Source organism: Paenibacillus xylanilyticus (assembly GCF_013359935.1).
Taxonomy (GTDB): domain Bacteria; phylum Bacillota; class Bacilli; order Paenibacillales; family Paenibacillaceae; genus Paenibacillus; species Paenibacillus xylanilyticus.
This window is the reverse complement of the sequence record NZ_JABMCB010000190.1, coordinates 406593-418927: the sequence shown is the minus strand read 5'-3', so window position 1 is coordinate 418927 and position 12335 is coordinate 406593. Positions and strand designations below refer to the sequence as shown.

Sequence of the window (12335 nt, the reverse complement as noted above, 5' to 3'; positions counted from 1 at the left end):
GACAATAGGTATAATCTCTTTCGGAGAATAGAAACGGAGGGTTGTGCAATGAGTGAACGGGGATCGGATTTTTATGATCAAGAGGCTAACTTCGAGAAGTATATGGAACGCCCCAGTGGCAGGAGAATGCCAACGATACATTGGAAAAGCCCGTCATGCTGGAGCTGATCGGAGACGTAGCAGGCAAAAGCATTCTTGATCTGGGCTGCGGAGATGCGAGATTTGGGGCTGAATTGCTTGATTCAGATCATCGAGGTGCGAAGTACACTGGTATTGAGGGTTCGAAAAATATGCTCCGTACAGCTCAGGAAACAGTCAAGGGCATGAATGCGCAGATTGAGCATGCATTTATGGAAGATTGGACGTATCCAGCGAATCAATATGATCTGGCTATATCCAGATTGGCTATCCATTACATAGAGGATACGGATACTTTGTTCCGCAGCATATACAGCGCATTGAAAGACAATGGAAGATTCGTGTTTTCAGTGGAACATCCGGTCATTACATCCACTTTGCAGCCCTCCGGGACGCGAACCAATTGGATTGTTGATCAGTATTTTGTGGAGGGATATCGTGAGCAGCAATGGCTCGGGGGTTCCGTGAAAAAGATGCACCGCTCCATTGAATCATATTATATGGCCTTACAAAAGGCAGGGTTCCACGTGGAGCATTTGCGAGAGTCTACACCACAGCGCCAATATTTCGTGAATGAGGAAACCTATCTGCGCAGACAGCGAATTCCGCTGTTTTTATTCCTATCTGCACGTAAATAACACACAGCAGGCTGTGGATAGATCTAATAACACAAATCAGCCCAATAAACTGTCCACATGTGGATAAGTTTTTTTGGGCTGTTTCTGTGCTTAACTGTGTATATGTACAGAAGGAGCTGTTATTTTTCCGCAGCCCTCACATAGACGCGTTCTCCATGTCGCTCCACATCCACAGGTGCTTCAAAAAAGTCACTCAACACTTCAGCGTTCATCACCTCGGGGGTTAACCCGCTATTCACGACCTCACCCCGCCGCAGCAGGAGGCTGTGACTGAACACAGGCAGGATCTCTTCGGTATGGTGGGTCACGTAGATTAGGGAAGGAGAGTCCGGTCGCTGCGATAATTCGCTGATACTCTCCAGAAGCCGTTCTCTGGAGAACAGGTCAAGCCCATTGCAGGGCTCGTCCAAAATGAGAACGCGCGGATTCGCCATGAGAGCTCTGGCAATAAGAAGTTTCTGCTTCTCACCCTGAGAACAGGTACGATATTCGCGATCCCACAGATGCTGACAGCCGAGCGTACGCATCAGTTCCCGGGCCTGATCCAGATCCTCATCCGAAAGTTTATCGTACAATCCGATCGTGGCATGTTTGCCGCTAATTACGACATATTGGGTACGGTCTGTGCCATGCAGCTTTTCTTGGAGAGAAGAGCTGACCCAGCCAATGGATTTACGCAGCTCGCGCAGGTCCACATCCCCATACTGATGTCCAAGTACCGATATCGTACCATCGGTTGGCCAGAGGTAACCGGTGATCATGTTGAGCAGCGTGGTCTTGCCGGATCCATTCAGGCCGAGCAGCGCCCAGTGTTCTCCATCGTTGAAACGCCAGCTGACATCATTCAGCAGGGTGATCGGTCCTCTTTTCCAAGTCACATGTTGTACATCAATAATCATGGCGTATTCCTTCCTTCCGCGTTATCCGTGGTATATCCTGATTGTATTGTAGTCACAGGTATTTTAATGTTGTCAAGCCACTTGGACTTTGCTAAGATGGGGGAAATTTTGTGTAAACGTATTCATCATGCCGTGTGCAGACCTTTAAAATAAGGAGGCCAATTGTCATGAGAGAGCCTATATCCAGAGTTAAGGGTACCCGATATTATACGGTTTCAGCGGATGGAAGCGGTGATTTCACTTCGATTCAGGCTGCGATTGAGGCCATACCAGACCCATGTGCCGAGAAGACCATTGTTCGTATCAAGCAAGGGATCTATTATGAAAAGCTGCACATTGAGAAGCCGATGGTTCATCTGATCGGTGAGGGAGCGGACCAAACGGTTATTTCGTATGATGATTACGCGCTGAAGAAGTTCCCTGACGGGGAGTTCTATTATACCTTTCATTCCTATACGGCTTTTATCGGCGCGGATGATTTTACGGCAGAGGGGCTTTCCTTCGTCAATTCCGCCGGTCCCGGCAAGGATGTTGGGCAGGCCCTTGCCGTGTATGTGGATGGGGACCGGGCAGCTTTCCGCCGTTGCCGCTTTATCGGTCATCAGGATACCATCTTCACCGGGCCGCTGCCGGAACAGCCGATGGATCGGGCCTCTTTCGGAGGGCCGCGCGATGGTGCGGAGCGCCGGAGACTGCGTCAGTATTATGAGGATTGTTACATCGAAGGTGACATTGATTTTATTTTTGGCTCCGCTACAGCCGTATTCAAGGATTGTGAAATCTTTGCCAAGAATCGTTTATCTGATCATGCTGCAGCAGAGGAGAAGGTGAATGGCTGGATTACTGCGGCCTCTACACCAGAAGACGTCCGTTACGGTTATGTCTTCATCGATTGTGCTCTTACCAGCAATGCACCTCCGCAATCGGTATATCTCGGCAGGCCGTGGCGAAATCATGCCAAGGTGTGTTTCCTGAACTGCTGGATTGGTGCTCATGTGAAGGAGGAGGGCTGGCATAACTGGAACAAGCCCGATGCGGAAGCCAGCGCGGTGTACGCTGAATATAACAGTACCGGTCCGGGAGCAGGGAGTAGAACAGGGCGAGTGCCGTGGGCAACCATTCTGAATGAACAGCAGGCATCCGAGTATACGGTGTCTCACATCCTCTCCGGCACAGATGGCTGGCTTCCCTTTAGCTAACCTTATTGATTCGGATTCTGGGGTTCATGCCTTTGATCTTTATGGCAGGAACCTGCTGCAAGGCCGTCTTTCAAGTCCTTCATGGACTTGGCAGACGGCCTTTTTTTTGCGTCATGTTAAATTTTTCGCCCCCCAAAAGAATAATTTATCCCTTATCTCATTTGCATTTTACTGATTAAATACAGATGAGGATCTGTAAATTCCCTGTAAAATCTGGATGTCATATTCTAAAAACACGAGCCAAGGGAAGGTCCGATGCCAAGAGAGAGGGGTGAGCAAAAACGTATATATAGATTATTGGTTCAGGCTCTTATCGTCGCAGATCACATGTAAGTGCATCCGTGAAGCTTTAGGAAGGTGAAAACAAGCTGAATACAGGAGGGATTTTGCTTGAATCAAGCTGTTCGATTCCGCCCGGTTATCATAATCGCTTTGGCATTTCTTCTGATCATTTCGTGGTTTGCACCGAGAGCAGACGCCGCCGCCGAGTGGCAGGCAGGTACCGCATACAAGAAGGGAGACCTAGTAACATATCAAAACAAAACGTATGAATGCATTCAGTCCCATACGGCTTTGACCGGATGGGAGCCTCCTCAAGTCCTTGCACTGTGGACATATGTAGGGGATGGCCCCGGCGAAGGAGGAGAGACGCCAGGTCCGGATACAACCCCACCTTCGGCCCCTGCAGGCTTAACCTCATCCTCTGTTACCGAGACCTCGGTCCGGCTTACCTGGAATGCATCCACGGATAATGTGGGGGTAACCGGATACGATGTGTACCGAAACGGTGCTCTCGTGGCGAGTACCACAGTTACAACGACTACAATAAGCGGGCTGACGAGCGGCACTACGTATGCTTTTACAGTAAAAGCAAAAGATGCTGCAGGCAATGTGTCCGCTGTAAGCAATACCCTCAGCGTAACGACTTCCACCGGAGCTCCTAATCCGGGGCCAATCGGCAGCAAATGGCTAATTGGCTACTGGCACAACTTCGACAATGGCTCTACCAATCTTAGACTTCGCAACGTGTCCACAGCGTACGACATTATTAATGTCTCCTTTGCCGAACCGGTTTCACCCGGAAGCGGCACCCTTGCATTTACTCCCTATAACGCCACCGTAGCTGAATTTAAATCAGATATTGCCTACCTTCAGAGCCAGGGAAAAAAAGTGCTGCTTTCCATGGGAGGAGCAAACGGCACGATTGAGCTCACGGATGCAGGCAAGAAGCAGCAGTTCGAGGAGTCATTGAAATCCATCCTTTCGACTTACGGCTTCAACGGCCTGGATATCGACCTTGAAGGAAGCTCCCTGTCTCTGAATGCAGGGGATACCGACTTCCGTAATCCGACAACACCCAAGATCGTTAATCTTATTCAGGGTGTGAAGGCGGTCAAGTCGCATTTCGGTGGTGATTTTATACTTACGGCTGCACCGGAGACGGCTTATGTTCAGGGTGGTTATTTGTCTTATGGCGGTCCTTGGGGAGCATACCTTCCCGTTATTCATGCCTTGCGTAATGATCTGACTTTACTCCACGTACAGCACTATAACAGTGGTTCCATGGTAGGGCTTGATGGACGCTCCTATGCTCAAGGAACAGCAGATTTCCATGTTGCCATGGCCGAGATGCTGCTTCAAGGCTTTAATGTAGGCGGAAATGCCAATTCATTCTTTGGCCCTTTGCGTCCAGATCAGATTGCGATTGGTGTACCGGCATCCCAGCAGGCGGCAGGAGGAGGATATGCAACACCAGCCGAGCTTCAGAAGGCTTTAAATTATCTGATCCAAGGTGTATCATACGGCGGCTCCTATACCCTGCGCCAGCCAGCAGGTTATCCGGACCTTAAGGGCATTATGACCTGGTCCATTAACTGGGATGCGTATACAAACAATCAGTTCTCGAACGCCCATCGTTCCTTCCTGAATGGTTTTAGCACGCAAATGACAAAGGAGGCTGTGTACTAAATGCCAAATATAACTGCACACGCTGTTTTTAAGAAAACTGCAAAGTTTTTCCTCGGTCTGTCCCTGCTCTTATCTGTCATAATCCCTTCATTTACGCTCCAATCACGAACGGCTGAAGCCGCAGATGGTTATAAAATTGTCGGTTACTATCCTGCCTGGGCTGCGTACGGAAGAAGCTACAATGTAACCGATATTGATCCCAGCAAAGTGACGCATATCAACTATGCCTTTGCCGATATTTGCTGGAACGGGATTCATGGGAATCCGGATCCCTCAGGACCCAATCCCGTGACCTGGAGCTGCCAGGATGAGAAAAGCCAGCCGATCAATGTGCCGAACGGAACGATTGTGCTTGGCGATCCATGGATTGATACAGGCAAACAATTTGCAGGCGACACATGGGATCAGCCCTATGCAGGGAATATCAATCAGCTTAACAAGCTGAAACAGATCAATCCAAATTTGAAAACGATCATCTCCGTTGGAGGATGGACGTGGTCCAACCGCTTCTCCGATGTAGCCGCGACAGCAGCAACCCGTGAGGTCTTTGCGAACTCTGCCGTCGATTTCCTGCGGAAATACAACTTTGACGGGGTGGATCTCGACTGGGAATACCCGGTATCAGGCGGGCTCGACGGTAACAGTAAACGTCCTGAAGATAAGCAGAACTATACCCTGCTCCTAAGCAAAATCCGCGAAAAGCTGGATGCGGCAGAAGCCGTTGACGGCAAAGAGTACCTGCTTACGATTGCCAGTGGAGCATCTCCAACCTATGCTGCCAATACGGAGCTTGCGAACATCGCCTCCATTGTCGATTGGATTAACATCATGACATATGATTTTAACGGGGCTTGGCAGAAAATCAGCGCACACAATGCACCTTTGAATGCCGACCCTGCAGCTGCAAACGCCGGAATACCGGACGTGGATACCTTTAACGTGACTGCCGGAGCACAAGGTCATCTGAATGCAGGCGTACCGGCCGCCAAGCTGGTGCTGGGGGTTCCATTTTACGGCCGCGGCTGGGATGGATGCGCACAGGCCAATAACGGCCAGTACCAGACGTGCTCGGGTGGTTCTTCCATAGGGACTTGGGAAGCAGGTTCCTTTGACTTCTATGACTTGGAGGCCAATTACATTAACAAAAACGGGTATACGCGTTACTGGAACGATACAGCCAAAGTGCCATATCTCTATAATGCCTCCAACAAGCGTTTTATCAGCTATGATGATGCGGAGTCCATCGGGCATAAGACTGCTTATATCAAGAGCAAGGGACTTGGCGGGGCGATGTTCTGGGAGCTAAGCGGTGACCGCAACAAGACACTGCAAAACAAGCTGAAATCGGATCTGTCTACCGGGGGCACAACTCCACCCGCAGATAAGACAGCACCGAGCATACCGGGCAATGCCCGCTCTACAGGAGTGACGGCAAGCTCGGTAACCTTGGCCTGGAACGCTTCGACGGATAACGTTGGCGTTACCGGTTATAACATCTACAATGGCGCTAATCTTGCGACTTCCGTTACCGGAACGACCGCAACCATCAATGGACTTGCAGTGGGCACTTCCTATACCTTTACCGTAAAAGCAAAGGATGCGGCAGGTAATCTGTCTGCAGCCAGTAATAGCGTAACCGTAAGCACTACAGCTCAGCCAGGAGGAGATACGCAGGCACCAACTGCGCCAACGAACCTTGTCTCGACGGGGCAAACCTCCTCCAGCATAACGCTTAGCTGGACGGCATCCACTGACAATGTTGGTGTAACGGTGTATGAGGTGTACAACGGATCGGTGCTCGCGACAACTGTCAACGGAACGACGGCAGCAATTAGCGGGCTCGCGGCCGATACCTCGTATACATTTACGGTGAAAGCAAAGGATGCTGCGGGTAATGTGTCTGCTGCAAGCAGTGCTCTGACCGTGAAAACTGCTGCCAGTACGACGAATCCCGGCGTTTCCGCCTGGCAGGCTAATACGGCCTACACGGTAGGGCAGCTGGTGACGTATAACGGCAAGACGTATAAATGTTTGCAGTCCCATACCTCCTTACCGGGGTGGGAACCTTCCAATGTTGCCGCGTTGTGGCAGCTTCAATAGTTAAATAGGTGATTGCAGAGGCCACTCCCGGCCACAGGAGTGGCCTCTTTGTGGTTATGCTTCTCTATAAGAGTAGTATGATATGTCCATATCAGAAAAAGCCTCCGCACTCCCGCAATATGGCGAGGAGTATGGAGGCTTATATGTGTTTCATTTTAGAATTCGAAGTTATCCGGGTCTGGTCCCACACGAACATCTTCATTGAGAGCGCTGATCCGATTCATCTCATCGTTGGACAATTCAAAGTCGAAGATGGAAGAGTTCTCCACAATCCGATGTTCCTTGGTGGATTTCGGAATGGTAATGACACCGTTCTGCAGATCCCAACGCAGGATGACCTGTGCCACGGATTTGCCTTTGGCCGAAGCAATCTCAGTGATTACCGGGTTGTCCAGCAGCTGACCCTGCATCAGCGGTGACCATGCTTCAAGCTGAATGCCATGCTTTTCACAGAAGGCTTTGAGCTCCACCTGAGTAAGACGAGGGTGATATTCCACCTGGTTAACCATCGGTTTCACTTTTGCATCCTGCATTAGATCTTCAAGATGATGAATCTGGAAGTTGCTTACGCCAATGGCTTTGATTCGGCCTGCTTCGTACAGCTTCTCCATCGCTTTCCATGCACCTTTGTATTTGCCTGCTTTTGGCCAGTGAATCAGATACAGATCCAGGTATTCCAGTCCCAGTTTGTTCAGTGTCGTATCAAAAGCCGCGAGTGTCTCTTCATATCCAAGATCTGCGTTCCATACTTTGGATGTCACAAACAATTCTTCACGTTTCAGGTTGTTCTCTTTCAATGCTTCGGCAATCGCTTGTCCGACACCGGATTCATTGCCATATATTGCGGCAGTATCAATGCTGCGGTAGCCGTGCTGGATCGCTTTTTTGACTGCCTCTATTAATTCTGAACCTTCTTCTACCTTAAATACGCCAAGTCCAAACCAAGGCATTTGAACGCCGTTATGCAGAGCGACTGTGGATTGTAAATGTTGTGCTGTCATGAGATGTCCTCCTAGTGTATATCATAATTTGTTTAGTGATTCTCGAATAACATTAATCTGATCCTGCAAAATTAAATCAGGGTAGATTAAATAGGGCTCAACGTATTATAGTATAATACAATACCATGTGAAACCGGTTCCCTTAAACCAGGGTTATGAACCCACGAACCTGAGCAGTCTGAAAACGCAGTGTTTCGAACTTTCCTGTTTTTATTCAGACCATTATGCAGCAGGCGACCTGCGCTCTAATGCTCTTGCCCATCCCGTAAGGAGTACAGCAGCAAGAACCATGATTGCACCGACCCATGTCGTGTGCACCAAACCAATGGAATCGGTGATGACCCCGCCCAAATATGCACCTATGGCGATACCTGCGTTAAAGGCAGCGATATTGAAGGCAGATGCCACATCTTTAGCCTGAGGAGCATACCGTTCGGCAAGTGTCACGACATACATTTGTAGACCAGGTACATTCATGAAGGCCAGCAGACCCATTCCGATAATGGTGAGTAATGCTGCGAGCTTGAATGGGACGGTAAAGTACAGTATGCCCAGAATGATGGTCTGAACGATAAACATATAGAATAGTGCCTTCAGCGGATTACGGTTGGCCGCTTTGCCGCCGATAATGTTACCAATGGCAATGGCGATCCCGTATAACAGCAGAATGGCTGCTACGGTTTTCTCGGAATATCCGCTAATGTCATGCAGAAGCGGGGACAGGTAGGTAAAGACAACAAATGTACCTCCATATCCGACAGCTGTAATGGCAAAGGCAAGCAGCAGTCGTCCACCCGTTACAAGCTTCAGCTGGTCGCGGAATGCCGTGCGTGTTCCACGCTGCAGGGTGGAAGGAACGAGTATCATATTCCCGATCAATGCAATGATGCCCACGACAACGATGAGAATAAAGGCAGCGCGCCAGCCTAAGTGTTGACCAATTAGTGTACCGAGGGGTACCCCGGTGACGGTGGCGATGGTCAGTCCCGAGAACATAATGGCAATCGCGCTGGCGCGGCGGTTTGCAGGCACAAGATCAGCCGCAATGGTGGAACCAATCGACATAAATACCCCGTGTGACAGTGCCGAAATGATTCGGGCTATCAGCAGCAATGTAATGCCGCTGGATAGTGCGGCCATCGTGTTACCTGCAATGAAAACCACCATGATGGCCATCAACAGTGTCTTGCGTGACACGGTTGAAGTTAATGAGGTCAGGATGGGCGCTCCGAATGTCACACCCAAAGCATATAAAGTAACGGTCAATCCCGCTGTAGTGACGGAAATGCCCAGGTCACCCGCAATAAGGGGCAGCAGCCCAACACTGATGAATTCTGTGGTGCCGATGGCGAACGCACTGATGGCGAGCGCCAGCAGCGCCCACGTGCTGAGTTTGGAATCTTGTAACATGTCTTGCTCAACTCCCCAGAATGTAGATTTACGTACCGGCAAATGCTATTATGAATTATTCGGTATAAAATGAATAGTACGTACTTTTTAGTACCATACGTACTTTTTAGTACCATACGTACTTTTTGGTGCCTATATAGCTTTGCTTGATTACAATTCAAATCCATTAGGGGAGGAAGCATATTATGATCAGAAAAAAATACAATATCTCGGTCGAGGCTACGCTTGAGGTTATCGGTGGCAAGTGGAAGTGTGTCATTCTCTGTCATCTTACGCACGGCAAAAAACGCACCAGCGATCTTAAGCGTATTATGCCCGCCATTACCCAAAAGATGTTGACGCAGCAGCTGCGTGAGCTTGAAGATGACGGTATCGTGAATCGGATCGTCTATAACCAGGTCCCACCTAAGGTAGAGTATGAACTGAGTGAGTATGGACAAAGTTTGGAACCTATTCTTAATGCACTATGCAATTGGGGAGAGCAGCATATCGTGAAGGAGTATGGGGACAAAGCAGCCGTGCTGGAGGACAATGGATTAAACCATTTTGATTCGGATGAGAACAAGGAGCTGATCAAGCAATGAATTATGAGATATTGCATGAGGGTGCTTTTGCCATGCTCAAGGTTCGCTTGCAGCGTGGAGAACGATTCAAGGCAGAGAGTGGTGCCATGGTATCCATGACACCAACGGTTCAGCTGAAAGGATCCGCAGAAGGCGGCATGTTTGCCGGATTCGGACGAATGATCAGTGGTGAGAAGTTCTTTTTTCAGGAGTTAACCGCTGCAGGAGGGCCTGCAGAGATTTTGCTGTCACCTACCAGCATGGGGGATGTGGAAGCTGTTGAATTGGATGGTTCCTATTCGCTTTATGTACAAAAGGATGGATTTCTGGCCGGGACAGAAGGTATCCAGGTGAACAGCAAAATGCAGAATTTGAAAAAGGGACTCTTTTCGGGAGAGGGTTTCTTCATCATTGAGATCAGCGGGAAAGGCACGGTATTTCTGTCTTCCTACGGTGCCATTCATGCCATTCATCTGGCAGCAGGAGAAGAAGTAATTGTAGATAACGCGCACTTGGTTGCCTGGCCCCAATATATGGAGTATCATATCGAAAAAGCATCGCAGGGGTGGTTATCCAGTGTAACCAGTGGTGAAGGGCTGGTATGCCGATTCAGAGGTGAGGGCACGGTCCTGATCCAGAGCCGCAATCCGCAGGGGTTCGGACAATGGGTGAAGCAATTCATCCCTTCACGTTAACGATTAGACAGCATTCTGTTTTCTCTGGAGTGCAAAGCATAAAAGAAGTCTCAAGGCAACAGTGATGGAGGAATTAACGAGATGAGTTCACAGTATAAAAATGCACACGAAAGTCCAGGACACCTGCTGTGGCAGGTCACAACGATGTGGCAGAAAGAAGTGCGCAGGGCGCTTGATCCATTGGGACTAACTCCGCCGCAATTTGTACTTTTGCATGGCTGCTTATGGCTGAATGAAAGGGACACAGAAGGGAAAGGCGTTACCCAGGTTCAGCTTGCGCATTTTGCCAACGTGGATGTGAATGTGACCTCCCAGGTTCTTAGAGCGCTTGAAAAGCGGGGATTGATCCATCGCAGTAGGCACCGAACCGATACCCGTGCGAACATTATTACCACAACGCCGGAAGGCACGGAACTGGCCAATCAGGGAATTCAGCTTGTTGAAGAGGCCGACAGACAATTCTTTGACCTGGTAAGTGATCGTAAGGAAGAGTATATGGACATCATGCGAGAGTTTATCAAAAATAAATCGGAATAATAAATTGAGTGATGCTGTCATGCTTATAAAAATGATATACCTAGCGAAGCAAGGTGAGATGAATTGACACCTGCTACATACCAACATTGAAAACCTCCAAGACCATGAGCCGGGAGGTTTTTTATTGATTTTTTTAATTCAGTCGATACGAGGCAAAAGGCTCACCATGACGGAACGAGTCGCTAAGTTGATCCAACTCTGCGATCATGTCATGCGTGAGCTCCAGGTTCAAACTAGCCAGGTTATGCTCAAGCTGCTCGGTACGCGTGGCGCCAACAATAACCGTTGAAACGGCTGGACGAGCCAGCAGCCAGGCGAGCGACAGAACACTTGGAGAGCAACCGAATTCAGATGCTTTCTCGCTTACCTGCTCTCCTAATCTGATATTATGCTCCAGCAGGAACCGGTTGAAGGATGGATCGGTATCCGCACGGGAGCCGGAAGGAATGCCTGCTTGTCCCTTATATTTTCCTGTCAGAATGCCACCTGCGAGCGGGAAATACGGGATGATGCCGACGCCCTGATCCAAGCACATTGGTACAAGTTCAAGCTCAGGGGTACGATCTGCCAGGGAGTAGCTGGTTTGAGTGGAAATATAGCGCACATGCCCTTTCAATTCACTGGTGCCGAGAGCTTTCATGAGTTCCCAGGCTGCATAGTTGGAGGCGCCGATATAGCGAACTTTACCAGAGGAGACCATGTCATCCAGTGTTCGCAAGGTTTCCTCCAGCGGAGTATGCGGATCAAATGTGTGAATTTGATACAGATCCACGTAATCCGTCTGCAGACGCCGGAGGCTCTGTTCCAATTCTTGCTGCAAATGATAGCGGGAGGAACCCCGCCCATGAGGACCATCATGCCGGGGAAGTCCGGCTTTGGTGGCAAGCACTGCGTTTTCCCGCCGACCCTGCAGGGCCTGTCCAATAATGCGTTCGGATTCGGTTCCGGCGTAGATGTTGGCGGTATCGATAAAGTTGATTCCCTGATCCAGCGCTGCATGAATAATACGTGTCGAAGCCTCGTCATCCGCGCGTTTGCCAAAGGCATTCGTACCGAGTCCAAGTGCAGATACACGCAAACCACTATTGCCCAAACGTCGATATTCCATTTTTCATCGCTCCCTCTGTGTCAGTTCTTGTATAGCAGATTATAACGTAATCTATTGAAAACGTGTTATTAATATAGTT

10 protein-coding genes and 1 pseudogene are annotated in these 12335 nt (G+C 49.3%); 7 read left to right on the top strand and 4 right to left on the bottom strand.

Annotated elements, in window-relative coordinates:
- The first annotated feature begins 48 nt into the window (after positions 1 to 48).
- Positions 49 to 776: pseudogene (locus HP552_RS18845) on the top strand (class I SAM-dependent methyltransferase).
- 119 nt (positions 777 to 895) lie between these two features.
- Here the strand turns inward: HP552_RS18845 and HP552_RS18840 are convergent.
- Positions 896 to 1675, bottom strand: a complete 780-nt coding sequence (locus HP552_RS18840; protein ID WP_175396931.1) for an ABC transporter ATP-binding protein — start codon at positions 1673 to 1675, stop codon at positions 896 to 898.
- A gap of 167 nt (positions 1676 to 1842) precedes the next feature.
- Between HP552_RS18840 and HP552_RS18835 the strand changes: the two genes are divergently transcribed.
- From HP552_RS18835 to HP552_RS18825, 3 genes are all read left to right on the top strand, one after another.
- Positions 1843 to 2874 carry a pectinesterase family protein gene (locus tag HP552_RS18835; RefSeq protein WP_175396930.1) on the top strand — a complete coding sequence of 344 codons (1032 nt, stop codon included), beginning with the start codon at positions 1843 to 1845 and terminating at the stop codon, positions 2872 to 2874.
- 390 nt (positions 2875 to 3264) lie between these two features.
- The gene (locus tag HP552_RS18830; protein WP_175396929.1) at positions 3265 to 4842 is read left to right on the top strand and encodes a chitinase; all 1578 of its coding nucleotides are present in this window, start codon (positions 3265 to 3267) and stop codon (positions 4840 to 4842) included.
- Positions 4843 to 6942, top strand: a complete 2100-nt coding sequence (locus tag HP552_RS18825; protein ID WP_175396928.1) for a glycosyl hydrolase family 18 protein — start codon at positions 4843 to 4845, stop codon at positions 6940 to 6942.
- A gap of 155 nt (positions 6943 to 7097) precedes the next feature.
- Here HP552_RS18825 and HP552_RS18820 read toward each other — a convergent pair whose 3' ends face one another.
- Together HP552_RS18820 and HP552_RS18815 are read right to left on the bottom strand one after the other, a co-directional pair.
- On the bottom strand, positions 7098 to 7943 hold the full coding sequence (locus HP552_RS18820; protein WP_175396927.1) for an aldo/keto reductase: 846 nt from the start codon (positions 7941 to 7943) through the stop codon (positions 7098 to 7100).
- Between the two features lie 222 nt (positions 7944 to 8165).
- Positions 8166 to 9353 carry an MFS transporter gene (locus HP552_RS18815; RefSeq protein ID WP_175396926.1) on the bottom strand — a complete coding sequence of 396 codons (1188 nt, stop codon included), beginning with the start codon at positions 9351 to 9353 and terminating at the stop codon, positions 8166 to 8168.
- Positions 9354 to 9538: 185 nt separating this feature from the next.
- On the opposite strand from HP552_RS18815, the gene HP552_RS18810 reads away from it, so the two are divergent.
- From HP552_RS18810 to HP552_RS18800, 3 genes are all read left to right on the top strand, one after another.
- The gene (locus HP552_RS18810; protein ID WP_175396925.1) at positions 9539 to 9937 is read left to right on the top strand and encodes a winged helix-turn-helix transcriptional regulator; all 399 of its coding nucleotides are present in this window, start codon (positions 9539 to 9541) and stop codon (positions 9935 to 9937) included.
- Complete coding sequence (locus HP552_RS18805) at positions 9934 to 10611, top strand: TIGR00266 family protein (RefSeq protein WP_175396924.1); 678 nt, start codon at positions 9934 to 9936, stop codon at positions 10609 to 10611. The genes HP552_RS18810 and HP552_RS18805 overlap by 4 nt, the downstream gene beginning before the upstream one ends.
- 81 nt (positions 10612 to 10692) lie before the next feature.
- On the top strand, positions 10693 to 11148 hold the full coding sequence (locus HP552_RS18800) for a MarR family winged helix-turn-helix transcriptional regulator (RefSeq protein ID WP_175396923.1): 456 nt from the start codon (positions 10693 to 10695) through the stop codon (positions 11146 to 11148).
- A gap of 133 nt (positions 11149 to 11281) precedes the next feature.
- Here the strand turns inward: HP552_RS18800 and HP552_RS18795 are convergent, their stop codons facing one another.
- Entirely contained in the window at positions 11282 to 12256 is a 975-nt protein-coding gene (locus HP552_RS18795; protein WP_175396922.1) for an aldo/keto reductase, read from the bottom strand.
- Between the last annotated feature and the right edge of the window lie 79 nt (positions 12257 to 12335).

What these genes read in the sequence shown, in the direction of transcription:
- HP552_RS18840 (WP_175396931.1), bottom strand. Translation starts at nt 1,675, where the DNA reads ATGATTATTGATGTACAACATGTGACTTGGAAAAGAGGACCGATCACC.
- HP552_RS18835 (WP_175396930.1), top strand. Translation starts at nt 1,843, where the DNA reads ATGAGAGAGCCTATATCCAGAGTTAAGGGTACCCGATATTATACGGTT.
- HP552_RS18825 (WP_175396928.1), top strand. Translation starts at nt 4,843, where the DNA reads ATGCCAAATATAACTGCACACGCTGTTTTTAAGAAAACTGCAAAGTTT.
- HP552_RS18820 (WP_175396927.1), bottom strand. Translation starts at nt 7,943, where the DNA reads ATGACAGCACAACATTTACAATCCACAGTCGCTCTGCATAACGGCGTT.
- HP552_RS18815 (WP_175396926.1), bottom strand. Translation starts at nt 9,353, where the DNA reads ATGTTACAAGATTCCAAACTCAGCACGTGGGCGCTGCTGGCGCTCGCC.
- HP552_RS18810 (WP_175396925.1), top strand. Translation starts at nt 9,539, where the DNA reads ATGATCAGAAAAAAATACAATATCTCGGTCGAGGCTACGCTTGAGGTT.
- HP552_RS18805 (WP_175396924.1), top strand. Translation starts at nt 9,934, where the DNA reads ATGAATTATGAGATATTGCATGAGGGTGCTTTTGCCATGCTCAAGGTT.
- HP552_RS18800 (WP_175396923.1), top strand. Translation starts at nt 10,693, where the DNA reads ATGAGTTCACAGTATAAAAATGCACACGAAAGTCCAGGACACCTGCTG.
- HP552_RS18795 (WP_175396922.1), bottom strand. Translation starts at nt 12,256, where the DNA reads ATGGAATATCGACGTTTGGGCAATAGTGGTTTGCGTGTATCTGCACTT.